19 protein-coding genes, 1 tRNA gene, 1 other RNA gene and 1 riboswitch are annotated in these 26,497 nt (G+C 72.1%); of the genes, 17 read left to right on the top strand and 4 right to left on the bottom strand.

Translation table 11 applies throughout. The features are described from left to right. The first annotated feature begins 52 nt into the window (after positions 1-52). The 5 genes from ACSMTC_RS13915 (at position 53) to ACSMTC_RS13895 (ending at position 7,430) form a co-directional block, all read left to right on the top strand. A complete protein-coding gene (locus ACSMTC_RS13915) occupies positions 53-1,357 on the top strand; it encodes an alpha/beta hydrolase (RefSeq protein ID WP_436560002.1) in 1,305 nt (434 codons plus the stop codon). Between the two features lie 114 nt (positions 1,358-1,471). Continuing rightward, positions 1,472-1,850, top strand: a transfer-messenger RNA (tmRNA) gene (ssrA, locus tag ACSMTC_RS13910). A gap of 304 nt (positions 1,851-2,154) precedes the next feature. Then, the gene (locus tag ACSMTC_RS13905; RefSeq protein WP_436560001.1) at positions 2,155-4,500 is read left to right on the top strand and encodes a HelD family protein; all 2,346 of its coding nucleotides are present in this window, start codon (positions 2,155-2,157) and stop codon (positions 4,498-4,500) included. 682 nt (positions 4,501-5,182) lie between these two features. Next, positions 5,183-6,655, top strand: coding sequence for an NAD-dependent malic enzyme (locus ACSMTC_RS13900; protein ID WP_436560000.1), 1,473 nt, complete (start codon positions 5,183-5,185; stop codon positions 6,653-6,655). Positions 6,656-7,148: 493 nt separating this feature from the next. Then, entirely contained in the window at positions 7,149-7,430 is a 282-nt protein-coding gene (locus ACSMTC_RS13895) for an HU family DNA-binding protein (RefSeq protein ID WP_045303480.1), read from the top strand. A 94-nt stretch (positions 7,431-7,524) separates the two neighbouring features. Here the strand turns inward: ACSMTC_RS13895 and murA are convergent, their stop codons facing one another. After that, positions 7,525-8,865, bottom strand: coding sequence for a UDP-N-acetylglucosamine 1-carboxyvinyltransferase (gene murA, locus ACSMTC_RS13890; RefSeq protein ID WP_436559999.1), 1,341 nt, complete (start codon positions 8,863-8,865; stop codon positions 7,525-7,527). A gap of 281 nt (positions 8,866-9,146) precedes the next feature. Between murA and ACSMTC_RS13885 the strand changes: the two genes are divergently transcribed. From ACSMTC_RS13885 to ACSMTC_RS13875, 3 genes are all read left to right on the top strand, one after another. Continuing rightward, on the top strand, positions 9,147-9,716 hold the full coding sequence (locus ACSMTC_RS13885; protein WP_436559998.1) for a YqgE/AlgH family protein: 570 nt from the start codon (positions 9,147-9,149) through the stop codon (positions 9,714-9,716). Between the two features lie 54 nt (positions 9,717-9,770). Beyond that, the gene (locus tag ACSMTC_RS13880) at positions 9,771-10,043 is read left to right on the top strand and encodes a DUF3039 domain-containing protein (RefSeq protein ID WP_436559997.1); all 273 of its coding nucleotides are present in this window, start codon (positions 9,771-9,773) and stop codon (positions 10,041-10,043) included. A 79-nt stretch (positions 10,044-10,122) separates the two neighbouring features. Beyond that, a complete protein-coding gene (locus ACSMTC_RS13875; protein WP_436559996.1) occupies positions 10,123-11,769 on the top strand; it encodes a beta-N-acetylhexosaminidase in 1,647 nt (548 codons plus the stop codon). Positions 11,770-11,813: 44 nt separating this feature from the next. Here the strand turns inward: ACSMTC_RS13875 and ACSMTC_RS13870 are convergent, their stop codons facing one another. Continuing rightward, a complete protein-coding gene (locus ACSMTC_RS13870) occupies positions 11,814-12,344 on the bottom strand; it encodes a DUF6624 domain-containing protein (protein ID WP_436559995.1) in 531 nt (176 codons plus the stop codon). A 453-nt stretch (positions 12,345-12,797) separates the two neighbouring features. Between ACSMTC_RS13870 and ACSMTC_RS13865 the strand changes: the two genes are divergently transcribed. From ACSMTC_RS13865 to ACSMTC_RS13840, 6 genes are all read left to right on the top strand, one after another. After that, on the top strand, positions 12,798-13,664 hold the full coding sequence (locus tag ACSMTC_RS13865; RefSeq protein WP_436564678.1) for an FAD binding domain-containing protein: 867 nt from the start codon (positions 12,798-12,800) through the stop codon (positions 13,662-13,664). Then, positions 13,661-15,091, top strand: coding sequence for a (2Fe-2S)-binding protein (locus tag ACSMTC_RS13860; RefSeq protein ID WP_436559994.1), 1,431 nt, complete (start codon positions 13,661-13,663; stop codon positions 15,089-15,091). Before ACSMTC_RS13865 ends, ACSMTC_RS13860 begins: the two co-directional genes overlap by 4 nt. Further along, positions 15,088-17,424, top strand: coding sequence for a xanthine dehydrogenase family protein molybdopterin-binding subunit (locus ACSMTC_RS13855; protein WP_436559993.1), 2,337 nt, complete (start codon positions 15,088-15,090; stop codon positions 17,422-17,424). Before ACSMTC_RS13860 ends, ACSMTC_RS13855 begins: the two co-directional genes overlap by 4 nt. Before the next feature lie 201 nt (positions 17,425-17,625). Next, the gene (locus ACSMTC_RS13850; RefSeq protein WP_436559992.1) at positions 17,626-19,011 is read left to right on the top strand and encodes a S8 family serine peptidase; all 1,386 of its coding nucleotides are present in this window, start codon (positions 17,626-17,628) and stop codon (positions 19,009-19,011) included. Between the two features lie 143 nt (positions 19,012-19,154). Continuing rightward, positions 19,155-19,481: a hypothetical protein gene (locus tag ACSMTC_RS13845; protein ID WP_436559991.1), complete on the top strand. Its 327-nt coding sequence runs from the start codon at positions 19,155-19,157 to the stop codon at positions 19,479-19,481. After that, the gene (locus tag ACSMTC_RS13840; protein WP_436559990.1) at positions 19,481-21,046 is read left to right on the top strand and encodes a WXG100 family type VII secretion target; all 1,566 of its coding nucleotides are present in this window, start codon (positions 19,481-19,483) and stop codon (positions 21,044-21,046) included. The genes ACSMTC_RS13845 and ACSMTC_RS13840 overlap by 1 nt, the downstream gene beginning before the upstream one ends. Before the next feature lie 167 nt (positions 21,047-21,213). Here ACSMTC_RS13840 and ACSMTC_RS13835 read toward each other — a convergent pair. Further along, positions 21,214-21,288, bottom strand: a tRNA-Cys gene (locus ACSMTC_RS13835). Positions 21,289-21,548: 260 nt separating this feature from the next. Then, positions 21,549-21,612, top strand: a riboswitch (guanidine-III (ykkC-III) riboswitch). 56 nt (positions 21,613-21,668) lie between these two features. Here ACSMTC_RS13835 and ACSMTC_RS13830 point away from each other — a divergent pair. The 3 genes from ACSMTC_RS13830 to ACSMTC_RS13820 all read left to right on the top strand — a co-directional run bounded on the left by ACSMTC_RS13830 (position 21,669) and on the right by ACSMTC_RS13820 (position 24,932). Beyond that, entirely contained in the window at positions 21,669-21,983 is a 315-nt protein-coding gene (locus ACSMTC_RS13830) for a DMT family transporter (protein ID WP_436559989.1), read from the top strand. A 147-nt stretch (positions 21,984-22,130) separates the two neighbouring features. After that, the gene (locus ACSMTC_RS13825; protein ID WP_436564625.1) at positions 22,131-23,228 is read left to right on the top strand and encodes an IS701 family transposase; all 1,098 of its coding nucleotides are present in this window, start codon (positions 22,131-22,133) and stop codon (positions 23,226-23,228) included. A gap of 264 nt (positions 23,229-23,492) precedes the next feature. Next, a complete protein-coding gene (locus ACSMTC_RS13820; protein WP_436559988.1) occupies positions 23,493-24,932 on the top strand; it encodes an MFS transporter in 1,440 nt (479 codons plus the stop codon). A 66-nt stretch (positions 24,933-24,998) separates the two neighbouring features. On the opposite strand, the gene ACSMTC_RS13815 is transcribed toward ACSMTC_RS13820, so the two are convergent. Further along, positions 24,999-26,246, bottom strand: coding sequence for a polysaccharide deacetylase family protein (locus tag ACSMTC_RS13815; protein ID WP_436559987.1), 1,248 nt, complete (start codon positions 26,244-26,246; stop codon positions 24,999-25,001). Between the last annotated feature and the right edge of the window lie 251 nt (positions 26,247-26,497).

Genomic DNA, 26,497 nt, shown 5'->3' with positions numbered 1-26,497 from the left:
CCAAGGCCACCTGCCGGTCAGAGCCGCAGCGGATCGTAAGTACGATCGCCCGGTGAATGTCTCCCTGCTTCAAGGCTGGCTCCCGGTCGCGATGAAGGTCGTGGCCGCGCTGGCGCTGCTGGCGGCGATCGGCTGGCGCGACTCCCGCTGGCGGCTGCGCCGACTGCCCGTGGCACTCGGCGTGACCGTGCTGCTGACGGCGGCGGTGGCCCTCGGCGTGATCAACCTGTCCGGGATCACCGATCCGTTGCCGTTCAGCCTGTGGGTCTGGCTGGGCGTCGCGGTCATGGCGCTGGCGGTCCTCGTCGTCGGCTGGCGCGGCGGACGCTGGTTGCAGCGCGCGTCGGTGCCGGTGGCCGTCCTGCTCGCGGTCGCCACCGGCGCGAACGTGATCAACCAGGAGACGGGCTACTACCCGACCGTCGGCGACGCCATCGGGGAGCTGACCAACCAGCCGCTGCCGAGCCAGATCACGGTGGACGAGGCGAAGAGCATCACCGGCAAGACCAGCACCGGCCGGATCGTCACGGTGGACATCCCGTCCACGGCGAGCAACTTCACCCACCGCCAGGAGCTGGTCTATCTGCCCCCGGCCTGGTTCCGCAGCAAGACCCGGCCCAAGCTGCCGGTGGTGGAGATGATCGGCGGCGAGTTCTCCGCCCCCGACAACTGGGTGCGGATCGGAAACGCGACGCACACCGCCGACGCCTACGCCAAGAAGCACAAGGGCTTCGCGCCGGTGCTGGTCTTCGTGGACCCCAGCGGTGGCTTCAAGGTGGACACCGAGTGCGCCAACGGCCCGGCCGGGAACGCCCAGGACCACCTGATCAAGGACGTGCCGCCGTACGTCGAGAGCACCTTCGGCACCGCCACCGACCCGCGCAAGTGGGGCGTGGCCGGCTGGTCCATGGGCGGCACCTGCGCCCTCACCATGGCGGTGACCCACCCGGAGGTCTTCGCGCACTTCCTCGACATCTCCGGCGACCTCGGGCCGAACACCGGCAACAAGGAGCAGACCATCGCCAAGCTGTACGGCGGTGACGCCGAGGCGTGGGCCGCCAACGACCCGATGACCGTGCTCGCGCACCACGCGAAGTACCCCAAGGGCGTCACCGGGATGCTGATGGCCGGCGACCAGGAGACCCGGCAGACGACCCAGATGAAGCAGCAGCTGGAACCCGCCCTGCACAAGGCCGGCTACCTGGTCCACACCACCGTGCTGCCCGGCAAGCACGTCTGGCAGTTCGCCGCCACCGGCTTCGAGCACGACTTCTCGCTGCTCGCCCAGCAGGTCGGCACCCCGGGCTCCCGCCCGGCCACCGCCGCCAAGCCGGAGCCCGCCCCGGCCCTGCCCTAGGGGCCGGCCACCCCCCGCCTTAATGAGCTGGACCCCTGCCGGTCGCTGCGCGTACCATGGCCCAAGCAACACCGCAGGGGTCCGCTCCCGCGGAGCTGTTTCTCAACAAAACATGGGGATGATCGGTTTCGACAGGGGAAGTCGAAACAGGGGAAGCGAGCCGAGGAACGCGGCAATGATCTCGTTAACCATCTGTCGCAAAAAAATAATCGCCAACTCTAAGCGCGATTCCCAGCAGTTCGCTCTCGCTGCCTGATCAGCGACAGTGAATGGGTGTCAGCCCGGGGCGTTCCCGACCCGGATCCTGGCATAATCTAGGGAACTCAACCCTCCTCCCGGGCTGCGGGGGAGGCGGGGAAATCAAACAGCAGCTGGGCCTGTTGGCGGCTTGTCCGCGTGACCGCCAGGGCCGAGAAAATCACAGCGGACTGCGCTCGGAGAAGCCCTGAATCCACTCCACTGGACCCGGGTTCGATTCCCGGCATCTCCACCATCCCATGTGCACATGAGCCGTCCTCCGTCACCGGAGGGCGGCTCTCGTGTTTCCGGGCACCGCCACCTCGCGCACGCCGTGGTCGAGCAGGGTCCGGCGCGGCGGCCCGGGTGTCCGGTCGCACCCGGGAGCGTGATCGATTGCGCCTCCGAGGCATATCCCGTTGCGGGGTGGCCTGGCGTAGGATCATCCGTCCGCCTTCTCTCCCGAAGAGCGGCGATCCATCACCCGCAGACGCACCTCAGGGGGCTCTTTGGGCGCGCACGGCTCAGCCCAGCAGTTCACCGCCGCAACCACCGAGGCCATGCACAGCACCGCCATGCACAGCACCAGCACCGCCGAATCCACCGCCGCGACCACCACCGGCACCCTCGACAGCGACGGCGACACCGTCCGCGACCGCGAGATCGCCGAGGAGCAGCGCCACCTCGACACCGTCTACCACCGTCTCGAGGAGAAGCTGGCCGAGGCCGAGTACATCCTGGAGGACGCCGCCAAGCGGGTCCAGGTCGGCACGCCCGGCGCCCTCGCCGAACGTGACGCCCAGGTCTACCGGGCCGGGGCCCACCTGCACCGCCTCAACAGCGAGTTCGAGGACTTCCTGTTCGGCCGGATCGACCTCCAGCAGGCCGACGCGCCCGAGGAGCACGGCATCCCGTCGCAGACTCCGATGGACCCGGCCGACCCGGCCGTCGCGGAGACCCTGCACATCGGCCGCCTCGGTGTGCTGGACGCCGAGTACGGCCCCCTGGTGATCGACTGGCGGGCCCCCGCCGCCGCGCCGTTCTACCGCGCCACCCCGGTCGAGCCCGGCCGGGTGATCCGCCGCCGGGTGATCCGATCCAAGGGGCGCAAGGTGATCGGCGTCGAGGACGACCTGCTGCGCCCCGACCTCACCCCCACCCTGGACGGCCGTGAGCTGGCCGTGGTCGGCGACGGTGCGCTGATGGCCTCGCTCGGACGCGCCCGCAGCCACTCGATGCGTGACATCGTCTCCTCCATCCAGAAGGAGCAGGACGAGGTCATCCGCGCCGCCGCGGCCGGGGCCACCCTGGTCACCGGCGGTCCCGGCACCGGCAAGACCGCCGTCGCCCTGCACCGTGCCGCCTTCCTGCTCTACCAGGACCGCCGCCGCTACGCCGGCGGCATCCTGGTGGTCAGCCCGACCCCGCTGCTGGTCTCCTACACCGAAGGCGTGCTGCCCTCCCTCGGCGAGGAGGGCCAGGTGGCGATCCGCGCGGTCGGCAGCCTGGTGGACGGCATCGAGGCGGAGCGGTACGACACCCCCGAGGCCGCCCACGTCAAGGGCTCGGCCCGGATGGTGCAGCTGCTGCGCCGGGCGGCCCGCGCCGCGGTGGAACTGAACACGCCCACCGAGCTGAAGGTCCTCGCCCGGGGCGAGGTGCTGCGGCTGGACGCCGGGCGCCTCAAGGCGGTGCGCGGCAATGTGATCGGCAGCGGAGGCACCCCGCTCAACCTGCTGCGCCCGCGCGCCCGCCGTCTGCTGCTGGACGCGCTCTGGCTGGAGGCCACCCGCGACCTGCCCAAGCCCACCGACCACTACGGCCGCGAGCAGCGCCAGGAGGAGAAGGAGGCCTTCGACGAGTACGTCTCGGACGAGGCGTCCTTCCTGGACTTCCTGGAGGCCTGGTGGCCCGCGCTGACCCCGCGCGGGGTGCTGGCCACGCTCAAGCACACCCGGCACACCAACCGGATCGCCCGCCGCGCCGTCACCCCGGACGAGGCCAGGCTGCTCGCCGCCTCCTGGCGCCACCTGGGCGACCGGGGCGAGGGCGCGCTCTCCGCCCACGACGTGGCGCTGGTCGACGAGCTGCAGCTGCTGCTCGGCGAGCCGGCCCGCCCGAAGGTGCGCGAGGTGGACGCGGTCGACCTGCTGACCGGGCTGGAGGAGGTCACCACCTTCGCCGACCGCACCGCCCGCCAGCGGGAGCGCGTGCCGGTCGAGCGCCGCGAGTACGCCCACGTGATCGTGGACGAGGCGCAGGACCTCACCCCGATGCAGTGGCGCATGATCGGCCGCCGCGCCCGGATGGCGACCTGGACGATCGTCGGCGACCCGGCGCAGTCGTCCTGGCCGTACCCGCAGGAGGCGCAGGGCGCGATGGACGAGGTGCTGTCCGGAAAGCCGCGCCGCCGCCACACCCTGACGGTCAACTACCGCAACCCGGCCGAGATCGCCGAGGTCGCGGCCAAGGTGCTGGCGCTGGCCGCGCCCGGTACGCCGTCGCCGAGCGCGGTGCGCTCGACCGGGGTCACACCGCGCTTCGCGGCCGTGCACGACCCGGCCCCGGAGGCGTTCGCCGCGGCCGCCAGGGCCGAGCTGACCCGGCTGCTGGCCGAGGTGGACGGCACGGTCGCGGTGGTCGTCCCGATGGACCGCCGGGCCGAGGCAGCAGCCTGGACCGAGGGCCTGGGCGACCGGGTGGTGGCACTGGGCAGTCTGGAGGCCAAGGGCCTGGAGTACGACGCCACGGTGGTGGCCGACCCGACCGGGATCGCCGGTGAGTCGGAGGCGGGCCTGCGGGTGCTGTACGTCGCCCTGACCCGGGCCACCCAGCGGCTCACCGTGCTCTCCGGCCCGGACGACCTCCCGGACTCGGACGGGGTCCCGGCCCTGCTCCAGGGCTGAGCGGCCCCGGGCGGGGGAGACGCGGCCCGCACGGGCAGGCCGGCAGGGGCGTGGCGGGCCGCGCGGCGGGGGCCCGGGCGGTGACACGGTGCCGATGGACACGGCGCGGCCCCGGCCCCGCCGGAGCACCTCGCACCGCCCCTGCCGGCCGCTCCCGGGGTGCGGCCGGCCCGCCGGGTCCCGGGAGCGTTCCGCCGAGCCTGTGGCGCCCCTGGCGGGCCGGTTCACCCGTCCACCCGAAGGCACCCGCCCGCCGGGCGGACGAGCCGCCGCGGGCGACGAGCCGACGCTGCGGCTGACGGGCCGACAACGACGAAGGCCCCCACCGGTGGTGGGGGCCTTCGCCATCACGTAGACGACACCGACCCGCCATGCTCGCCTCGCGGCAAGTGGTCGCTCGAAGCGACGAAGGTTGGGCCCGGGGGCTTGGATCGAGCCGGTGTCCCGTCCAATGTAACGCATCACCGGGGGAAGGCCAGCCGCCCGTGGCAGATTTTCCCGGTCCGGCGCCAGGGGCCGGAGGGTCCGTTGTGGGGCCTGTGCAATTAATGACCGATATTTCTGACTACCCACTGGTAGGTGCGACGATCGAGGTCTAGCATGCGCTGGGCCACGACTGCAACAGAATGTTGAAGCGGGGTCCCTGTTGCCAACCCCCTCAGTGGATGGAAGAAGGACGTCGATGGCGACGGTGCCAAGTGTCTCGAACTCGATCACGGTGCGTCTGGAGGTCCCGGCCACCGGCAACGCCGTGAGCTCGATCACGACCGCCGTCGAGTCCTCCGGTGGCTCGGTGACGGGTCTGGACGTGACCGCCTCGGGCCTGGAGGCCCTGCGGATCGACGTGACCGTGGCGGCCTCCTCGGTCGCGCACGGCGAGGAGATCGTCGAGAAGCTCCGGGCGATCGACGGGGTGTCGATCGGCAAGGTCTCGGACCGCACCTTCCTGATGCACCTCGGCGGCAAGATCGAGATGTCGTCCAAGCTGCCGATCCGCAACCGTGACGACCTCTCGATGATCTACACCCCGGGTGTCGCCCGGGTCTGCATGGCCATCGCCGAGAACCCCGAGGACGCCCGCCGCCTCACCATCAAGCGCAACAGCGTCGCCGTGGTCACCGACGGCTCCGCCGTGCTGGGCCTGGGCAACATCGGCCCGCAGGCCGCGCTGCCGGTGATGGAGGGCAAGGCGGCCCTGTTCAAGCGCTTCGCGGGGATCGACGCCTGGCCGATCTGCCTGGACACCCAGGACGCCGACCAGATCGTCGAGATCGTCCGTGCGATCGCCCCGGGCTTCGCGGGCATCAACCTGGAGGACATCTCCGCCCCGCGCTGCTTCGAGATCGAGGCCCGGCTGCGCGAGGCCCTGGACATCCCGGTGTTCCACGACGACCAGCACGGCACCGCGATCGTGGTGCTGGCGGCGCTGACCAACGCGCTGAAGGTGGTCGGCAAGGAGATCGGCGACATCCGGGTGGTGATGTCGGGGGCCGGCGCCGCCGGTACCGCGATCCTCAAGCTGCTGCTGGCCGCCGGTGTCGAGCACGCCACCGTGGCGGACGTCCGCGGCGTGGTGCACGGCGGCCGTGACGACCTCAACGAGAGCCTGCGCTGGATCGCCGATCACACCAACCGCTCGGGCCGCACCGGCAGCCTCAAGGAGGCCGTGGCGGACGCGGACGTGTTCATCGGCGTCTCGGCCCCGAACGTGCTGGACGGCGACGACATCGCCACCATGGCCGAGAACGCGATCGTCTTCGCGCTGGCCAACCCGGACCCGGAGGTCGACCCGGGGGTGGCCCGCCAGACCGCCGCGGTGGTCGCCACCGGCCGCAGCGACTTCCCGAACCAGATCAACAACGTGCTGGTCTTCCCGGGTGTCTTCCGCGGCCTGCTGGACGCGCAGAGCAAGACGGTCAACACCGACATGATGATCGCCGCCGCCCGGGCGCTGGCCACCACCGTGTCGGACGACCAGCTCAACGCCAACTACATCATCCCGAGCGTGTTCCACCCGGACGTGGCCAAGACCGTGGCCGCCGCCGTCCGGGAGGCCGCGCTGGCGGCCCGCGAGGGGGAGCCCGCTCCGGCGAAGCCCACCCCCGGCATCGTCGGCACGCTCGACACGACCTCGTTCCCGGCCATCAAGATCTGACCGGAGTGTCGGGCTCGGCGTGTCGCGCAGTCGGTCAAATGTGCGAATAGCCACCATACCCTCCCACACACGCCCCTTCCCCTTGCGACACAAGGGGAAGGGGCGTGTTTGGGCTTGTCGGTGCCAGGGCGTACGGTAGCCATGCACGGGGCGGCGTGTCCGACAAGTACGGAACGTCCCTACCGGCATCCCGGCGTGTCGTCCCGACCGCCGCCCGCTCCGGTCCACCGGAGCCGACGGAGTGTCACAACTCCGTCCGGCGGGCGCTGTTCGGGTCAATCTCACCGGAGCCCGATTGGCTTTCTCAGTGCCGGTCGGGGCAGGATTCGTACCCAGGCAGTGCGGTTTGAGGCGCTTCGGGGTGCAAGCCCGACCCCTGACCAACCCTCGCCTGAACGAGCACAGTGCGCGGACCAGCGGCCCGCCGGGTACCCCCGGAGGGTGTTCGAAGGGGCCCCCGCGCACGCAACGCGAACAGACCACAGGAGTACACATGAACCGCAGTGAGCTGGTGGCCGCTCTGGCCGACCGTGCCGAGGTGACCCGCAAGGACGCCGACGCCGTGCTGGCCGCCTTCGCCGAGGTCGTCGGTGAGGTTGTTGCCAAGGGTGACGAGAAGGTCACCATCCCCGGCTTCCTGACCTTCGAGCGCACCCACCGTGCCGCCCGTACCGCCCGTAACCCGCAGACCGGTGACCCGATCCAGATCCCGGCGGGCTACAGCGCCAAGGTCAGCGCTGGTTCGAAGCTCAAGGAAGCCGCCAAGGGCAAGTGACGCCGGGCTCCTCGGAGCCGCGTCCAGCGCAGACGACCGATGGCCGGTCTCCCCTCGGGGAGACCGGCCATCGGTCGTCTGCCGGCCCTTGCGGTCAGACCGTGGCGAGCCGCTCCGCGGGCAGCTCGACGTGGGCGCCGAGGTCGCGCAGCTTCGACATGAAGTTCTCGTAGCCGCGGTTGATCAGCTGGATGCCGTGCACGGTCGAGGTGCCCTCGGCCGCCAGCGCCGCGATCAGGTACGAGAAGCCGCCGCGCAGGTCCGGGATGACCAGCTCGGAGCCGATCAGCTTGGACGGCCCGGAGACCACCGCGGAGTGCTGGAAGTTGCGGGCGCCGAAGCGGCAGGGGGTGCCGCCCAGGCACTCGCGGTAGAGCTGGATGTGCGCGCCCATCTGGTTCAGCGCGCCGGTGAAGCCGAGCCGCGACTCGTACACGGTCTCGTGCACGATGGACAGCCCGGTGGCCTGGGTCAGGGCGACCACCAGCGGCTGCTGCCAGTCGGTCTGGAAGCCGGGGTGCACGCCGGTCTCCAGGGCGATCGCCTTGAGCTCGCCGCCCGGGTGCCAGAAGCGGATGCCCTCGTCGTCCACCTCGAAGGCGCCACCGACCTTGCGGAAGGTGTTGAGGAAGGTCATCATCTCCAGCTGGCGGGCGCCCCGGATGTAGATGTCGCCCTTGGTGGCCAGCGCGGCGCAGGCCCAGGAGGCGGCCTCCAGGCGGTCCGGCAGCGCGCGGTGGGTGTAGCCGTCGAGCTCGTCCACACCGGTGATCAGGATGGTGCGGTCGGTGCCCATCGAGATGATCGCGCCCATCTTCTGCAGCACGCAGATCAGGTCGACGATCTCGGGCTCGATGGCGGCGTTGCGCAGCTCGGTGACACCCTCGGCGAGCACCGCCGTCAGCAGCACCTGCTCGGTCGCGCCGACCGAGGGGTAGGGCAGCTCGATCTTGGTGCCGTGCAGCCGCTGCGGGGCGACCAGGTAGGTGCCCTGGGGGTGCTTCTCGATGGTGGCGCCGAACTGGCGCAGCACGTCGAAGTGGAAGTCCACCGGGCGGCCGCCGATGTCGCAGCCGCCGAGGCCGGGGATGAAGGCGTGGCCGAGGCGGTGCAGCAGCGGGCCGCAGAAGAGGATCGGGATCCGCGAGGAGCCGGCGTGCGCGTCGATGTCCGCGACGTTGGCACTCTCCACGTGCGAGGGGTCGAGGATGAGCTCGCCGTCCTCGTCGCCCGTGCGCACCGTCACACCGTGCAGCTGGAGCAGCCCGCGTACGACCTTGACGTCCCGGATGTCCGGGACGTTGCGCAGTCGACTGGGGCCCTGCCCGAGCAGCGCGGCGACCATCGCCTTGGGGACCAGGTTCTTCGCGCCGCGGATCTGGATCTCGCCCTCAAGCGGGTTACCGCCGTGGACCAGCAGGACGTCGTCGGTCATCGTTCTCGCAATCACGGGATGCCATGGGAAGGGGCAGGGGCCTGCGGAGGCGCTGTACGGGTGGCAGCAGGCGCGCGGCAACCATGGCTCGATCGAGACAAGGGGGCCACCACCACGTAGATGGTAATGGCCGGGCGATTGGTTCCCTTGCGCCCTATTGGTGATCGTGGCCTCTGCGGGCCCGGCATGGCGGCCGGGTTGGTCCGTACGGGTGTCCGGCCAACGTTACGGGCTTTCGTGTTGGGCGCCCGCCGGGGCGCCGACTGCGGGATCATGTGGGCATGACACCGGCCCTCTCGCACACCGGCCGACTCCTCGTCGCGACGCCCCTGCTGACCGACCCGAACTTCGCCCGGTCGGTGGTGCTGATCCTCGACCACGACGCGCAGGGGGCGCTCGGCGTCGTGCTCAACCGGCCGACCCCGATCGAGGTGGGCAGCGTGCTGGACGGCTGGGCGGACCTGACCGGCCGGCCCGCGGTGGTCTTCCAGGGCGGTCCGGTGGCGCTCGACTCGGCGCTCGCGGTCGCCGTGGTGCCCGGCGAGCCCGGGCAGGCCGAACCGCTCGGCTGGCGGCGGGTGCACGGGGCGATCGGCCTGGTCGACCTGGAGGCGCCGCCCGAGGTGCTGGCGGGGGAGCTGGGCGGTCTGCGGGTCTTCGCCGGATACTCCGGCTGGTCGCCGGGGCAGCTGGAGAACGAGGTCGCCGAGGGCGCCTGGCACCTGGTCGACGCCGAACCCGGCGACATCTCCTGCCCGGAGCCCGAGCGGCTCTGGCGCTCGGTGCTGCGCCGCCAGCGCGGCCCGCTGGCGATACTCGCCACGTACCCGGACGACCCGACCCTGAACTGACCCGGCCCCGGGAAGCTGGCCGCGTTCCGAGCCGCCCCCATAGACTAGGCACCTATGAGCACTCTTGAGCCCGAGCGCGGCCTCGGCACCGGCACCCTGGTCGAGCCCGTCCCCCAGGTGTCCAACGGGGACGGCGACCACGAGCGCTTCGCCCACTACGTCCAGAAGGACAAGATCATGGAGAGTGCCCTGTCCGGCACTCCCGTGGTCGCGCTCTGCGGCAAGGTCTGGGTGCCGGGGCGCGACCCGAAGAAGTACCCGGTCTGCCCGATGTGCAAGGAGATCTTCGACGGGATCGACAAGCCGCAGGGCGGCGACGAGCAGTAGTCCCGCCCGCGGTCGCGATGGCCGGCGGGACCGGTGATTGGTCTGTACCAATCGGACCGGACGGGGCAGGATGGTCCGCATGGCCGACGTCATCGCGGATCTCGTCCCTGCCCCGCTGCGTGCTGTCCGGACCGGGAGCGCCGAGGAGTTCCCGCTCGGTCCCGCCACCACCCTGACCGCCGAGGCCGCCCTGGCGGACGTCGGCTCCTGGCTCGGGGCCGCCCTCACCGCCGCCACCGGCCTGCCGCTGCACCCGGGGTCCCCCGGTGCCGCCGACGGCATCGAGCTGCGGCAGGACGGCGGACTCGCCCCGGAGGCGTACCGGCTCACCGTCGCCGGCCCGCGGGCCGTCATCACCGCGGGCGGCCCCGCCGGGGCGTTCTGGGGCGCGCAGTCGCTGCGCCAGCTGCTCGGCCCCGACGCCTACCGGCGGGCGCCGCTGCGCCGCACCGGCTGGGCCCTGCCCGGCTGCGAGATCGAGGACGCCCCCAGGTTCGGCTGGCGCGGGGTGCTGCTGGACGTCGCCCGGCGCTTCCTGCCCAAGGCGGACGTGCTGCGCTTCCTCGACCTGATGGCCGTGCACAAGCTGAACGTCCTGCACCTGCACCTGACCGACGACCAGGGCTGGCGGGCCGAGATCAGGCGGTACCCCCGACTGACGGAGGTCGGCGCCTGGCGCGAGCGGTCGATGGTGGGGTTCCGGAGCGGCGGGCGCCGGGACGACCGGCCGCACGGCGGGTACTACAGCCAGGACGACCTGCGCGAGATCGTCGCGTACGCCGCCGGGCGGCAGATCACCGTCGTCCCCGAGATCGACCTCCCCGGCCACTCCCAGGCGGCCATCGCCGCCTACCCCGAGCTCGGCAACACCGATGTGGTGGACACCGCCGCGCTCGGCGTCTGGACCGACTGGGGGGTCAGCCCCAACGTGCTCAACGCCTCCGAGGCGACCCTGCGCTTCTTCGAGGGCGTGCTGGAGGAACTGCTGGAGATCTTCCCGTCCGAGTTCGTCCACCTCGGCGGGGACGAGTGCCCGAAGGACCAGTGGCGCGCCAGTGCGGCGGCCCAGGCCCGGATCAGGGAGCTCGGGCTGGTCGGTGAGGAGGGGCTGCAGGGCTGGTTCGTCCGGCACTTCGACCGCTGGCTGGCCGACCGCGGGCGCCGGCTGATCGGCTGGGACGAGATCCTGGAGGGCGGGGCCGCACCGCGCGCGGCGGTGTCGTCCTGGCGCGGGTACGCGGGCGGGGTGGCCGCCGCCATCGCGGGGCACGACGTGGTGATCTGTCCTGAGCAGCAGGTCTATCTCGACCACCGACAGGCGGAGGGTACGGACGAGCCGATCCCGATCGGGTACGTCCGCACGCCGGCCGACGTGTACCGGTTCGAGCCGGTGCCGCCGGAGCTGGCAGCGCTGGACGACGGCGGGGCGGCCGCCCGGCACGTGATCGGCACTCAGGCGAACCTGTGGACCGAGTTCGTGGACGACGTGCGGGACGTGGACTACCGGGCCTTCCCACGCCTCGCCGCCTTCGCCGAGGTCGCGTGGTCCGCGCTGCCCGCGCCCGCCGAGCGCGATCTCGGCGGCTTCGAGCGGCGGATGACGACCCACTACGCCCGACTGGACGCGCTCGGGGTCGAGTACCGCCCGAGCGGCGGCCCCCACCCCTGGCAGCGCCGCCCCGGCGTGGCCGGCCGGCCGCTGGACGGGCCGCCGCCCACGCTCTGACGGTCCCGAGGCTCGCGGAAGAGGGGCCGGTCGCCACGGGACGGCTAGCGCGGAGCGTGCCTGGCGGTGTGGACGGCGAAGGGCTCGATGCCGACCCCGGCGCGGAGTTCGTCCATCAGGTCGGGCCGCTCGCACGGCCACGGGACGGGCGCGCCGTCCACCACCGCGCCGATCTGGGTGCCGTAGACCTGCGGGCGGCCCTCGTTGACCAGGGTCCGGTCCCGCAGGAAGGCGAGCTCGCGGGCGCCCGCGCGGCCGCCCCGGACGGCCTCGGTCATCAGGTCGAGGGCCCGCCGCTGGATGTCCGCACGGCGGTCCGCGTGCTGGGCGACCAGCCAGGCGGCTCGGGCGGCCTCGGGACCGACCAGGTCGGCGGTGGGCCAGCCGTACTCGTCCATGATCTGGGCCAGCCGTTCGCCGTGGCGGGCGGTCAGCCGTCGCCAGGTCAGCTGCTCGGCGAGGTCGGGGCTGTGGGCGGTGTCGGCGGCCGCGTGGTCGGCGGCGGCCATCTCGGTCAGTTCGGCGGCCAGCTCGGCGAGCTCGGCCGGGGCGGCGGGATCCTGCCGTCGGGTCATTTCGGCTCCTCGGTACCGGGATCGGGTGACTCCACGCTAGGCCCGCCGAATGCGACCAAGATCATCCCCAGGGGCGGTGACACCGGGCGCTCCGCTGGGCGAGAATTGGTACACCGGGACGGCCCGTCCGGGAACCCGCCCGGGTGGCAGTGCGTCAAGAACTGGTGAACGACCGATCCCGTTCGGACGGCATCGCGACGGACTCCGGCCGGATTCGTCCGGGAATCCGCCTGCTTGCCCGCGCCGGCCGGGAAATGATCACCGCGCTTTGTGTGCCAGAGTTGCCCAACCCGCACCGATCGCCCGTACCCTACGGGCCAGGCCGCACTGCCGATGGGGCCGAGACCCCGGCCGGAGGCCGCCCGGTGCTTCCTCCGTCCGGAGAAGTCGGGGGAGGGCAGGCAGTTCGATGAGCAAGTGGAGCACGGTGGAATCCTGGTGAACCGGACGATCATGCTGCCGGCCTCGCTCGACGAGGCCGTGGAGGCGCTGGCAGTCACCCCCGGCGCGGTGCCGGTGGCCGGGGCCACCGACCTGATGGAGGCGGTCAACGCCGGACGGCTCCGCCCGGCCGCGCTGATCGGCCTCGGCCGGATCAACGAGCTTCGCGGCTGGCGCTACGAGGACGGCGGCACCGCGGTCCTGGGCGCCGGCCTCACCCACGCCCGGATGGACCGCCCCGACTTCGCCGCGCTCATCCCCGCCCTCGCCGACGCGGCCCGCACCGCCGGTCCCCCGCAGGTGCGCAACGTGGGCACGCTGGGCGGCAACATCGCCTCCGGCGCGTCCGCCGGCGACACCCTCCCCGTCCTCACGGTCCTGGAGGCGACCGCCACCCTGGCCAGTGCGGGCGGCACCCGCGAGGTCCCGATCAGCCACCTGCTCACCGGGCTGGACCCGCTGCGCCCCGGCGAACTGCTCACCTGGGTCCGGGTCCCGCTGCTGCACGCCCCGCAGGTCTTCCTCAAGGCCACCAACCGCAGCGGTCCCGCCCGCGCCACCGCCTCCGTCGCCCTGGTCCTCGACCCCGCCCGGCGCGCGGTGCGCTGCGCGGTCGGCGCCGTCGCCCCCGTACCGCTGCGGCCGCTGGAGGCCGAGGCCTGGGTCGCCGGCTGCATCGACTGGGACGCCAGGGGCGAGGAGGGCCTGGTCCCGATCGACCCGGCGGCGGCCGCCGCCTTCGGCGAGTACGTGGCCGCGGCCTGCATCCCCGAGGGCGCTCTGGACAGTGGCCCGGAGGGGCCGGGCGTGGTGGCCGCACGGCTGCGGCGTACCGTATCGGTGCTGGCCCGACGGGCACTGGGAAGGGCGCTGAAGTGACGACGACAGACCCGATCGACTCCGGCTCGGTCGGATCCGACGCTGCGGGAGCCGGTGCGGCTGTGCCCGACCCGCTGGGCACCGATCTGCTGAGCGCCGATCCGCTGGGCACCGACCCACTCGGCCCCGGCCCGGTGGAATTCGGCGGCAACGGCCGGCCCTGCGCCTCGTACACCCTGCGGGTCAACGGCTTCGAACGGCCCGTCACCGACGCCTGGATCGGTGAGAGCCTGCTCTACGTGCTGCGCGAGCGCCTCGGTCTGGCCGGGGCCAAGGACGGCTGCGAGCAGGGCGAGTGCGGTGCCTGCTCGGTGCTGGTGGACGGTCAGCTGGTGGCGGGCTGCCTGGTGCCCGCCGCGCTCGCCTCCGACAGCGAGATCGCCACGGTCGAGGGCCTGTCGGCGGGTGGCGTCGCCAGCGACGTCCAGCAGGCGCTCGCCGACTCGGGCGCCGTCCAGTGCGGCTACTGCACCCCGGGCCTGGCCATGGCCGTGCACGACCTGCTCCAGCGCAACCACCGGCCCAGTGAGATCGAGGCCCGCCAGGCACTCTGCGGCAACCTCTGCCGCTGCACCGGCTACCGGGGCGTCCTCGCCGCCGTGCAGGCGGTCGCCGAGGCGCGCGGCGCCGAGGAGGAGCTCACCGAGGACGAGGCCGCGGCAGCCGCCGAGGCACCGGCGGCGGTGGCCGAACCGGACCCGGCCACCACCGCGCCGCCCGCCGAGCCCGTCCCGGCCACTGTCCAGGACACCGGGACCGCGCAGCCGGTGCCCACTCAGCCGATGCCCGCGCAGCCGGAGTCCGCCCAGCCCGCGGCCGACCTGCCCGCGCAGACCGGTGAGCTGCCGGTCTACGCCGACTCCGAGGCCTGGATCGAGGCCCCGTACCCGGTCGAACCCACCACCGCCGGCACCGGGATCGGCATCGACTACGGGACGGCCGGCGCCCACCAGACCGGTGTCTACGAGCCGTACCCCGGCTACACCGCCACGCCGCCGCACGGCACGCCGTACGACCCCGGTTACGAGGCCTCCGGCTACGAGACCCCCGGTTACGAGGCCCAGTCCTCGTACGCGGGCCCCTACGACGCGGCGTACGACACCTCCTACGGCCAGAGCCACTTCGAGGCCGCCCCCGTCCACGGCGCGGCGGTGGACGGCCCGCTCTACGAGAGCACGCCCGCGCACGGCACCCCGTACGTCCCGGCTCCCGCCCACGGCAACCCCTTCGCGGAGGCCGCCCCCGTCTACGAGGGACACGACGGCAGCACCCCCGTCCACGGCATCCCCTTCGTGGAGGGCGCCCCCGTCTACGAGGGCTACGACGGCACCGTTCACGGCATCCCCTTCGCGGAGGCCGCCCCCGTCTACGAGGGCCACGACGGCAGCACCCCCGCCCACGGCATCCGCGAGGACGACCACGCATGAGTTCGCCGACCGACATCTCCTCGCCCACCGACCTGCCCGCGGCCGGTCCCGAGGAGCCGAAGGACGCCGAGCCCTTCGGCCTGGGCAGCCCTGCCCTGCGCACCGACGCCCTTCCCAAGGCGCTCGGCATCTACCCCTACGCCGCCGACCTGTGGGCCGAGGGGCTGCTCTGGGGCGCCGTACTGCGCTCGCCGCACCCGCACGCGCGGATCGTCGCCATCGACACCGCCCCCGCGCTCGCCCTCCCCGGTGTGCACGCCGTGGTCACCGCGGCCGACCTGCCGCCGGGCCCCGAGGGGATCCCCGACGGCGCGCCGTCCGGACCGGTCGCCGCCGACCGGCCGATCCTGGCCTGCGGCGTGGTGCGCCACCACGGCGAACCGATCGCCGCCGTCGCCGCCGACCACCCCGACACCGCCCGCCTCGCCGCCGCCTCGATCGTGGTCGAGTACGAGCCGCTGGAGGCGGTCACCGACCCCGAGCAGTCCTTCAACGTCCCGCCGCTGCACCCCGAGGGCAACCTCTTCCGGCACCTCCCGCTGCGCACCGGTGACCCGGAGGCCGTCGGCGAGGTCGTCGTCGAGGGCCTCTACCAGGTCGGCCGCCAGGACCCGGCCCCGCTCGGCTGCGAGGCCGGACTGGCCGTGCCCAGGCCGGACGGCGGCGTCGAGCTCCACCTCTCCTCCACCGACCCGCACGGCGACCGCGACCGCACGGCCGCCTGCCTGGGCCTGGAACCCGACCGGGTCCGACTGGTCGTCACCGGAGTCCCCGGTGCCACCAGCGACCGCGAGGACCTCTCCTTCCAGGTCACCCTGGCCCTGCTCGCGCTGCGCACCGGCCGCCCCGTGAAGATGGTCCTCACCCGCGAGGAGTCCTTCCACGCCCACACCAGCCGCCACCCGGCCCTGCTGCGCTACCGCCACCACGCGGACGCCGAGGGCAGGCTGGTCAAGGTCGAGGCGCAGATCCTGCTGGACGGCGGCGCGTACGCCGACGTCTCCGCCGAGGCGCTGGCCGCCGCCGCGGCCTTCTCGGTCGGCCCGTACGTCTGCCCGAACGTCTTCGTGGACGCCTGGGCCATGCGCACCAACAACCCGCCGGCCGGCCGGATGCGCGGCGAGGGCGCCCTGCAGACCTGCTTCGCGTACGAGTCCCAGCTCGACCAGCTCGCCGTGCAGCTGGGCATCGACCCGCTGGAGATCCGCCGCCGCAACGCCATGGCCACCGGCGACCCGATGCCCACCGGACAGGCCGTCACCTGCCCGGCGCCGGTCACCGCCCTGCTGGACGCGATCGCCGAGTCCCCGCTGCCCGCCCTGCCGCTGGACGACCCCGAGGCCGACTGGCTGCTCCCCGGCGGTCCCGGCGGCGCGGGCGACCCGTCCGCCGTCCGGCGCGGCATCGGGTACGCGGTCGGCATGGTGCACATGCTCGGTGCGGAGGGCGAGGACGAGGTCTCCACCGCCACCGTCCGGGTCAGCGGCAACCACGCGACCGTGATCTGCGCGGCGGTGGACGTCGGCCAGGGCTTCGCCACCCTGGCCCGCCAGATCGTGCAGTCGGTACTCGGCGTCTCCGAGGTCTACATCGCGCCGGTCGACAGCGACCAGTCGGTCGCGGGCCCGTCCGCGCGGGGACGGCACACCTGGGTCTCGGGCGGCGCGGTCGAGCGGGCCGCCCTGATGGTCCGTCACCAGCTACTCCAGCCGATCGCCGCCAACTTCGGCATGTCGGTCGAGCTGCTCACGATCGCCGACGGAAAGATCACCTCCTACGACGGCGTCCTGGGCATGCCTGTCAGCGAGGCCCTGGAGGGCAAGGAGCTCTGGGCCACCGCCCAGTGCCGCCCCCACCCGACCGAACCGCTGGACGAGTCGGGCCAGGGCGACGCCTTCGTCTCCATCGCCTTCTGCGCCATGCGGGCCGTGGTGGACGTCGACATCGAACTGGGCGCGGTCCGGGTCGTCGATGTGACGGTCGCCCAGGACGTGGGCCGTGTCCTGAACCCGCGCCAGATCGAGGACCGCATCGAGGCCGCCGTGGCCCACGGCGTCGGTCTGGCCCTCCTGGAGAACCTCCGTACCGAGAACGGCCGCATCCTCAACGCCTCCCTCACCGGCTACCGCCTGCCCACCGCCCTGGACACCCCGGACATCCGGATCGCCGCCCTGCTGGAGGAGCGCGACGTGGTCGCCACCTTCGGCGCCAAGGCCGTCAGTGCGGTGCCCGCGGTGGTCGCGCCCGCGGCGGTGGCGGCGGCGGTGCGGGCCGCCACCGGGCTTCCGGTGGGACGGCTGCCGATCCTGCCGGAGGACGCCATCGTCGGGTGAGGGCGGCGGGCCCGGTGCGGGTCCGCACCCTCGGCGGCGTTGTCCGCGACGGGTCAACTCCGGCGTGCAGAAGCCGTGCAGGGGCGTGGGGTCCTGCCCGTGCCGACCTGTCGAGCGATACGATCGATTGGCTGTCCGCTTGTACTCACGGCGGTACGGACGGATGCACCGGATGTCTACTGACGGGGTGACGGGGAAGCGATGACGCTCAGCAGGACCATGCGCGCACTCGGCGCCACGACACTGGCCGCGGGTCTGTTTCTGACGACCGCACCGGTCGCGAGCGCGGACTACGTCCGCGACGGGCAGTGGCCGAACCAGGAGTTCGACCTCAACAAGGTCTGGTCGGTCAGCAAGGGCGACGGGGTCATCGTCGCTGTCATCGACAGTGGAGTGGACCCGAGTCATCCCGACCTGTCGGGGCAACTGCTTCCGGGATACGACCCGAGCGGCCAGGGGCGTGACACTCATCCCACGGACTCCCACGGCACCGCGATGGCCGGTCTGATCGCCGCGCACGGTCACGGCAACGGGGATGGCGCCGTCGGTCTGGCGCCGGGTGCCAAGATTCTTCCGATCTACAAGTCGACGGCGCAGGACACCGACTACGTCCCCGAGGACATTAAGTGGGCCGTTGATCACAAGGCCAAGGTGATCAACCTCTCGCTGGGCAGCCCCATCCGGAACCCGAAGATGGCGGATGCGGTTGCGTATGCCGCCAAGAACGACGTCCTCGTGGTCGTCGCCGCAGGCAACGAAGGCGGGCCGGTGGCCTCGCCGGCGGACGAACCAGGCGTGTTGACGGTCGGGGCAGTAGACAAGAACAACACCATTTGGAGTATGTCGGACTACGGTCCGGAGGTACTGCTCTCGGCCCCTGGTGTCCGTATCGTCAGTACCGGCCCGTGCAACAGCAACCAGTACTGCATCGGAGACGGCACTTCCGACGCGACAGCCTATGTGTCTGGAGCCGCCGCACTGATCCGGGCCAAGTTTCCGAACCTGACGGCAGGCCAGGTCGCCAACCGGCTGGTGAAGTCGGCCTACGTCCCGTCGTCGCTGCAGGGCGCCAAGTTGCCCGACCCGCACTATGGTTACGGCATCATCCGTCCGTATGAGGCGCTCACCCAGGACATCCCCGACGGTCCGGCGCAGGGCCCGCTCGCCAAGCCTGTGGCTGCGGGTGACGTGGGAGGCGGCGGTCAGGCGCCTGGTGCATCAGCCCCGGCCACGGTGGGTCCCGGATCTGCCGGACAGCCGCAGACCGTCGGTTCGTCGTCGCACTCCAAGGGCACTCTTGTCCTTGCTGCCGCCGGCGTCGGCATCGTGCTCCTGGTCGTGGTGATCGCGGTGATCGTCGCGGTGTCCCGCCGCCGGAAGTCTGCTCAGGGCCAGTTCGTCCAGCCCCCGTACGGCGGCCAGCCCTACGGTGCTCAGCAGCAGTACGGAACCCCGCCCGCCTGGCCGCAGCAGGCACAGCCGCCGTACCCGAACCAGCCGCAGCCGCCTTACGGCAACCAGGCCCCGCCGCCCGGCTACCCGCCCCAGAACAACCCGTACGGGCAGGGCGGCAACCAGCAGCGCTGAGGGTGTGTCAGCACTCTCTCGGCAAGCGCTACCATCGAACGCCCTAGCTATCGAGTTGCTGTCCGCTAGCTGGGACACCATCACCACCCGCCGGAGCCAGTGCCAGACGGGGAAGCATCGACACTCCAGGGGGAGAGAGCCGTATGTCCGACGGATTCCGGGTCGATATCGACGAGTTGGAGGCGGTGGTCAAACGACTGCGGGCCCTCCAGCAGAACCTCGGTCAGACCGCCAACAAGTCCAAGTACAACACCGTCGTCGCCCGTTCGGACTTCGGCGGTGACTTCGCCGAGGCGCAGGCCCTGTACACGGCGCATGACCAGCTGCAGCAGTTCCTGGCGAGGACGACCGCCGACCTGGACTCCCTGATCAACGAGTTCGGGAACAAGACCAAGACGGTCAACGACGCCTACCGCAACGACGACGAGCAGCAGGTTGCGGCCATGCGGAAGCAGGAAGGTCAAGTCTGATGGCTGCGGACAACGGACCCAAGACGGACTTCGACAACTACGGCCTCAAGAATCTCAAGCACATGCTCGAGATCTCCAACTCGGGGCGGCTCAAGGAGGTCAGCGACCACTGGAAGAGCGTGGAGGCGGAGCTCAACAGCGCTGCCTCCGACCTACAGCAGGCCGTGGAGCACGCGTCCCAGAACTGGGAGGGTGCGGCCTCGCAGGCCTTCGTCGCTCATGCCGGCAAGATCCAGACCAACCTGACCAATACGGCGGCTCACGCCGGCACCACCTCCAATGCGATCGGCTTCGCCGGTACGGCGCTTGAGTCGGCCGCCAAGAGCATGAGCGGGATCCACGAGCCCAGCACGCTCGACAGCGGACTGAAGTTCGTCGGTGACCTCGGAGACCGTTCCGACGCGCAGTTCAGGGCCGACGTAGCGGGTGGCATGGACCGCACCGCCGCTCTCCAGAAGAACTATGACCAGCTGTCGGCGGGCGAGGTCGCGCACCAGAACGCGATCATCGTCATGGAGTACGTGGGCAAGCAGTACAACCAGGCCGCCAACTGGCTCCAGGTGCCCGACGAGGGCGGACGCGGCGGGGAGGAGGGTTTCCCGCCGCCGCCCCCCAACCCCGCTCCGCCCGGTGTCGCCCCCGCTCCCATGCCGCCCATGCCAGCGCCGCCGTCGCCGAACCCCGGTGGGACCGGTGGGCCCGGCTGGTCGGACCCGAGCGGTGGGCCCGGGGTGAACACCCCGAACCAGCCGAACCTGCCGAACCCGCACTTCGAGGCGCCGCCGTCGCCGGGGACGCCGACGCCGGTGCATCCGGGTGGGCCGGGGATACCGGGCCTGCCGACCGATCCCAGTAGTCCGGTCCTGCCGCCGCCGAGCCACACCGGGATCGACTCGCTCCCGCCCACGAGCACCCTGCCCGCGCCGGGGACCTTCCCGACGCCGGGTGGCGGCGTCCCCGGTGGGCTGCCCGGTGGCGGTGGCCCCGGCCAGCCCGGCGGTGGCGGCGGTCCCGGTGGGCTGCCCGGTGGGCTGCCGGGTAGTTTCAGCCTGCCCGGCAGTGGCAGCCTCGGAAGCAGCAGCACCCTTCCGACCGGTGGCGGCCGTCTGGGCGGCGGTTCGACCGGAGGCTCGGGTGGCAGCTCGGGTGCCGGTGCGGGCGCCGGTCGTGGTGCGGCCGGTGGCACGGGTGCCGGTGCGGCCGGCGGTGCCGGTGCGACCCAGGGCCGTCCGGGCATGCCCGGTATGGGCGGAGCGCACGCCGGTGGTGCCGGTGCCAAGGGCGCGGGCGGCAAGAGCGGACCCGGCCTGGTCCGTCGCGCCGGCGGTACGGTCGGCGGTGCCCGTCCTGGTGGTGCCAGCGGCCGGGCCTTCTCCGAGGGCGGTTCGGGCCTGGGCAAGAACCGCGCCGGCCAGCAGGGCGCGGCCGGAGCCCACGGGGCTCCCGGCAGCGCGGCGGGCAAGAAGAAGGGCAACAACAAGAACGGCCACCGCCCGGACTACCTCGTCGAGGACGAGGACACCTGGCGTACCGGAGGGGCGGCCAACCCGCCGGTCATCGAGTAGCCGTCGGCCGGTCCGAAGCCGTGGGGCGTCCTCCAGTCGGAGGGCGCCCCACGGGCGTTCCCGCCTGGAACCGGCGAGCCGGAAATGAACTCCCGGGAAGCCCTTTCGGTGGAAAAGGAAATGCCGAACTGCCGATCGGCGGAAATCTCTGATCGGCAATTCGGGCGTGGAGGCCATGACGGGAATCGAACCCGTGTAAACCGCTTTGCAGGCGGTTCCCTAAACCACTCGGGCACACGGCCGTGAACAGAGCGGAATCCGCCGGAAGGGGGAGCGCTCAGGCCTGACAACTGGTGCGACAACAGCTGGGAGCGGCACAGGGGCGGGGTGTCCGTGCCGTCGCCGTCCTCCTGTTCATGGCCTGCTCCTCTCGTGCTGCGGTGTCGCGGGTGGGCTCCGAATCCTCCGGAGCGCCTGTCGGTGAATTCATTTTAGGGGGTGCCGGGCCGACCGCGTCAATATCCGAATATGAATTCTGTGTGTCGTCCTGTGCTACCGTCGGGGGCAGGTGAGCCGATCACCCCGGACGAGGCGCGTCGTACCCGGTAATGACAAGACGGCGCAGTACTGCGGCAGGGCCCATGAGGGTCCGCCGTCGACTACTGCGGAGGAGAGTCGGGTCATGGCCTGGGTGGTACTGATCGTCGCCGGTGTGCTGGAGACGGTGTGGGCGGTGGCGCTGGAGGCGTCCAGGGGGTTCTCGCGGCTGGTGCCGAGCCTGGTGTTCGCGGTCGCGCTGGTGCTGAGCATGGGCGGACTGGCCCTGGCGATGCGGAGCATCCCGCTCGGGACCGGGTACGCGGTGTGGGTGGGGATCGGCGCGATCGGTACGGCGCTGTACGGGATGGCGGTCATGGGGGACGCGGTGACGGCGGCCCGGGTGACCTGTCTGGTGCTGATACTCGGCGGTGTGGTGGGGCTGAAGGTGCTGCACTGACGCCGGTGCCCGGCCCAGGACCGCGGAGGGTCCTAGTACTGCAATCACAGTTACGGGTGGGGCGGTTGTGAGTTCTGCCGGTGGCTGTGGTTGTGTTTCGCCGTGTCTGTGGATCTCGGGGTGGGGCAGGTTGAGGCCTGGCAGGAGATGCTGTCCGGGCTGCACGCGCGGTTCGCTGCGCGTTTTTCCAGGTCGGAGCCGCGTGCGCGTGCCCTGACGTATATGGCAGGGCTGATCGCTCCGCTGGAGAGGAAGAACGGGTGGACCCTCGCGGAGCGCGCGGGCGAGGGACATCCGATCGGGATGCAACGCCTGCTCGGCGAGGCGGACTGGGACGCGGACGATGTCCGTGACGACGTGCGGGACTTCGTCGTGGAGACCATCGGTGCCAAGGACGGGATCCTTATCGGCGACGACACCGGCTTCCTGAAGAAGGGCACGCGGTCGGCCGGGGTCCAGCGCCAGTACACGGGGACGGCGGGACGGACGGAGAACTCCCAGATCGGCACGTTCCTGGCCTACGCCTCGGCGAAGGGCCGCGCGCTGATCGACCGGGAGCTGTACCTGCCGGCCTCGTGGACGGACGACCGCGAGCGCTGCCGGGCGGCCGGCGTGCCCGATGAGGTGCCGTTCGCGACGAAGAACGAGCACTTCCGCTGGATGCTGCAGCGCGCGATCGACGCCGGGGTGCCGTTCGCGTGGGTGACCGCGGACGAGGCCTACGGGCAGGTCAAGCACCTGCGGGTCTGGCTGGAGCAGCGCGGCATCGGGTATGTGCTGGCCACCAGGGTCAACGACACCGTGATCACGACGCGGTGGCGTGAGGTCCGGGTCGACGAGTTGGTCGCCGCGCTGCCGCGGCAGGCCTGGAAGCGCCTGTCCGGTGGTAAGGGCTCCCATGGCGAGCGGGTCTACGACTGGGCCAGGGTGGCGATCCGCCCGGTGTGGGAGGACGGCGTCGGGCACTGGGTGCTGGCCCGCCGCTCGGTCAGCGACCCGACCGAGATCGCCCACTACGTGTGCTACGGGCCTGTGGCCACCCGGTTGAAAGACCTGGTCAAGGTCGCCGCGGCGAGGTGGGCAATAGAGGAGTCGTTCCAGGTCGCGAAGAACGAGTGTGGCCTGGACCACTACCAGGTCCGCCGCTACGACGCCTGGTACCGGCACATCACCCTGTCCATGGCCGCCCTCGCCGCGCTGACCGCGATCCGCGCCCACGAGCTGGAAAAAGGGGCTGCCGATTAGGACAAAGCGACCTCATACCCCTGTCTGTCGCGGAGATTCGCCGCCTCATCGGCCTGATCCTCCACCCCCACCACCTCACTCCGGCGCATCATCTGCGCTGGTCATGGTGGCGACGTCTCAGCCAGACCCGAGCCCGCCTCAGCCACTACAAACGCCGAGGCCACATCCCATAACTGTGATTGCAGTACTAGGACCGATGGGGGAGGCGGTCACGGGACCGCAGGTCAGGAGTAAATCGATTAATAGGCACTTACCATGAAGGGCATGACCACGGCCCCCTCCTCCGCGACCTCGTCCATACCCATCCCGACAGCAGATCCGGACACCGGAGGAGTGCTCAGCGGCCCGTACCGGGCGCTGACCCTGGGGATCGTCTCGGTCGTGCTGCTGCTGGCCTTCGAGGCGACGGCGGTGAACACCGCGATGCCGGTGGCGGCCCGTCAGCTCGACGGGCTCGGGCTGTACGCCTTCGCCTTCTCCGGGTACTTCACCAGCACGCTGTTCGCGCTGGTGGTGTCCGGCCAGTGGTGCGACCGCCGGGGGCCGATGGGGCCGCTGTTCTCCGGGATCGCGGTGTTCGGGGCCGGACTGGTGGTGGCCGGGACGGCGGCGGACATGTGGCTGTTCGTCGCCGGCCGGGCGATCCAGGGGCTCGGCGGCGGGCTGGTGATCGTCGCGCTGTACGTGGTGGTCGGACGGGCCTTCCCCGAGCGGCTGCGCCCCTCGGTGTTCGCGGCCTTCTCGGCGGCCTGGGTGCTGCCGTCCATCCTCGGACCCGCGGTCTCCGGGGCGGTGACCCAGCACCTGGGCTGGCGCTGGGTGTTCCTGGCCGTACCGGTGCTGATCCTGCTGCCGCTGGCGGTGATGGGTCCGGCGCTGCGGCGCAGCGAGCGGGAGCAGCGTGAGCGGCAGACCGCGCCGGGGCCGGAGTTCGACCACCGGCGGTCGGCACTGGCGGCGATGGCCGCGCTCGGCGCGGGGCTGCTGCAGTACGCGGGCCAGCGGCTCGACCTGATCGCGCTGGTCCCGGGGCTGGCAGGGGCGGGGCTGCTGCTCCCGGCCGTGCTGCGGCTGCTGCCCGCGGGCACGCTGCGGGCGGCGCGCGGACTGCCGACGGTGATCCTGCTGCGCGGGGTGGCGGCGGGCGCGTTCTTCGCGGCGGAGGCCTTCATCCCGCTGATGATGGTGACCGAGCGGGGCCTGAGCCCGACGATGGCCGGGCTGACCCTGACCAGCGGGGGGCTCTCCTGGGCGCTGGGTTCGTGGCTGCAGGGGCGGCCGGGGGTGCAGAGGCACCGGGAGGCGATGATCCGGCTCGGTTTCGCGCTGACGGCGGTGGCGATCGCGGGGGCGGCGCTGGTACTGGTGCCGGCCGTCCCGACCTGGGCGGCGGCGGTGGCCTGGGCCGTCGGCGGGCTGGGCATGGGCCTGACGGTGGCGAGCGTCAGCGTGCTGATGATGAAGCTGTCCGCCCCCGAGGAGGCCGGCGCCAACTCGGCCTCGCTGCAGATGAGCGACGCGCTGGGCAATGTGCTGCTGATCGGCCTGTCCGGGGTGCTCTTCGCGGGCCTGGGCGGCGGCTCGGTGGCGGCCGCTCAGGGCTCGCCGGTGCCGGCGGCGGCGTTCGCGGTGATCTTCCTGGTGATGACCGGGGTGGCGCTGGTCGGCGCACTGCTCTCGGGCCGGGTGCGGGCCGCGGCCTGAGCGGGCGGGGCGCGCCCCGGTACGGGCCGGGGCCCGAGCCGGGGGAGCGGCCCCGGGCGGAAGGTGTCAGGGGACGGCCGGGGCGGGGGCCGGCTCGGAAGTGCCGAGGAAGGCCCGCCAGCCGCCGGCCGGTGCCTCGCCCGGGCCGAGCGACTGCAGCTTGCGCAGCACCGCCGGCTCCTGCGCCTCCAGCCAGTGCACCAGCTGGCGGAACGACACCAGCCGGACCCCGGGCCGCTCGGCGATCACCTTGAAGGCGTCCTCGACGGCGTCCATGTAGATGCCGCCGTTCCACTGCTCGAAGTGGTTGCCGATGAAGTACGGCGCCCGGTTGGTGGTGTACGCCCGGTCGAAGCCCGCCAGGTAGGAGTCGCGCGCCTGGGTGCGCCAGTCCGGGTACATCGCGCGGTCGCCCCTGGTGTTGGCACCGGACTGGTTGAACATGATGTTGTAGTCCATCGACAGCACCTGGAAGGTGTGCCCGGGAAAGGGGATGGACTGCAGCGGGAAGTCCCACAGCGCACCGCCCTGGACCTTCTGCGGCCAGATCTGGAGCCCGCCGGGCCCGCTGCTGTCGTACTTCCAGCCGCGTTCGGCGGCGGTGGGCAGCAGGGCGCGCTGGCCCTCCAGGCAGGGGGTGCGGCCGCCGATCAGCTCCTTGCGGTAGTCGAAGGGCAGGGCGGGCAGGTCGGTGAAGCCGGTGTTGGTCTTCCATTTCATGACGAAGTCCATCGCCTGCTCGATCTCGCTGTCCCACTCCTCGGGCGACCACCTGCCGACGCCGTCGGCACCGCAGAAGTGGCCGTTGAAGTGGGTGCCGATCTCGTGCCCCTCCAGCCAGGCGGCGCCGAGCTGCTTCAGGGTGTCGTGGATGTGCTGGTCGCTGAGGTAGCCGATGTCGCTGGCGCCGACCGGGTGCTGCGGCGGGCGGTAGAGCTCCCGTTTGGACTCGGGGAGCAGGTAGAGGCCGCTGAGGAAGAAGGTCATCGAGGCCCGGTGCTCCTTGGCGAGCTCCCGGAACCGGCTGAACAGCCGGTTGTCCAGCTCGCCCGCGCCGTCCCAGGAGAACACCACGAACTGCGGCGGCGTCTCGCCGGGGCCGAGCGGCTCGGCTGCGGGCTGGTGCGGCTGCGGGCCGGTGTCGGAGGTGGACCCGTCCCCGATCAGAGCCGGGGCGGGCGGCTTGGGGGAGCCGGCGGAGCGGGGCGGAGCCGCCGGGCGCCCACCGGTGCCGCTGCTCGCGCAGCCCGCCATCAGGGTGGCCGCGGCGCCCGCGCCGGCGGCCAGCAGGTTCCTGCGGGAGAGTGCGTCCATGATCACGTCCGTTCCTGGGGGTGCCCGGGCAGGGGAGGGCCCTGCGGTGGGGAAGGCCATGGGGGTCGGCGGTCCGAGAGACTTCGGCGCTCGTGTCGGTGCGGGCCGGATCGGGCCCACAGCATCGCATGTGACGGTTCGTCAGATCGGTAAGGCGGGGCGCAGCGCAGGGTGATCAACGGCTGCGCCGCCGTCGGCTCACCCGCCCGGAGCAGCAGCCGGCCGCCGCGGTGGTGCGGGGCGGCCTGACG

This window comes from Kitasatospora sp. HPM-01-4 (genome assembly GCF_051374625.1).
Classification (GTDB): domain Bacteria; phylum Actinomycetota; class Actinomycetes; order Streptomycetales; family Streptomycetaceae; genus Kitasatospora.
This window is presented reverse-complemented; position numbering and strand designations above follow the sequence as displayed.

Coding starts and splice junctions, on each gene's coding strand:
- ACSMTC_RS13820 (WP_436559988.1), top strand. CDS start 23,493: ATGACCACGGCCCCCTCCTCCGCGACCTCGTCCATACCCATCCCGACA.
- ACSMTC_RS13845 (WP_436559991.1), top strand. CDS start 19,155: ATGTCCGACGGATTCCGGGTCGATATCGACGAGTTGGAGGCGGTGGTC.
- ACSMTC_RS13850 (WP_436559992.1), top strand. CDS start 17,626: ATGACGCTCAGCAGGACCATGCGCGCACTCGGCGCCACGACACTGGCC.
- ACSMTC_RS13885 (WP_436559998.1), top strand. CDS start 9,147: ATGACACCGGCCCTCTCGCACACCGGCCGACTCCTCGTCGCGACGCCC.
- ACSMTC_RS13870 (WP_436559995.1), bottom strand. CDS start 12,344: ATGACCCGACGGCAGGATCCCGCCGCCCCGGCCGAGCTCGCCGAGCTG.
- ACSMTC_RS13855 (WP_436559993.1), top strand. CDS start 15,088: ATGAGTTCGCCGACCGACATCTCCTCGCCCACCGACCTGCCCGCGGCC.
- ACSMTC_RS13900 (WP_436560000.1), top strand. CDS start 5,183: ATGGCGACGGTGCCAAGTGTCTCGAACTCGATCACGGTGCGTCTGGAG.
- ACSMTC_RS13905 (WP_436560001.1), top strand. CDS start 2,155: ATGCACAGCACCGCCATGCACAGCACCAGCACCGCCGAATCCACCGCC.
- ACSMTC_RS13895 (WP_045303480.1), top strand. CDS start 7,149: ATGAACCGCAGTGAGCTGGTGGCCGCTCTGGCCGACCGTGCCGAGGTG.
- ACSMTC_RS13865 (WP_436564678.1), top strand. CDS start 12,798: ATGCTGCCGGCCTCGCTCGACGAGGCCGTGGAGGCGCTGGCAGTCACC.
- ACSMTC_RS13840 (WP_436559990.1), top strand. CDS start 19,481: ATGGCTGCGGACAACGGACCCAAGACGGACTTCGACAACTACGGCCTC.
- ACSMTC_RS13880 (WP_436559997.1), top strand. CDS start 9,771: ATGAGCACTCTTGAGCCCGAGCGCGGCCTCGGCACCGGCACCCTGGTC.
- ACSMTC_RS13815 (WP_436559987.1), bottom strand. CDS start 26,246: ATGGACGCACTCTCCCGCAGGAACCTGCTGGCCGCCGGCGCGGGCGCC.
- ACSMTC_RS13875 (WP_436559996.1), top strand. CDS start 10,123: ATGGCCGACGTCATCGCGGATCTCGTCCCTGCCCCGCTGCGTGCTGTC.
- murA (WP_436559999.1), bottom strand. CDS start 8,865: ATGACCGACGACGTCCTGCTGGTCCACGGCGGTAACCCGCTTGAGGGC.
- ACSMTC_RS13830 (WP_436559989.1), top strand. CDS start 21,669: ATGGCCTGGGTGGTACTGATCGTCGCCGGTGTGCTGGAGACGGTGTGG.
- ACSMTC_RS13825 (WP_436564625.1), top strand. CDS start 22,131: ATGCTGTCCGGGCTGCACGCGCGGTTCGCTGCGCGTTTTTCCAGGTCG.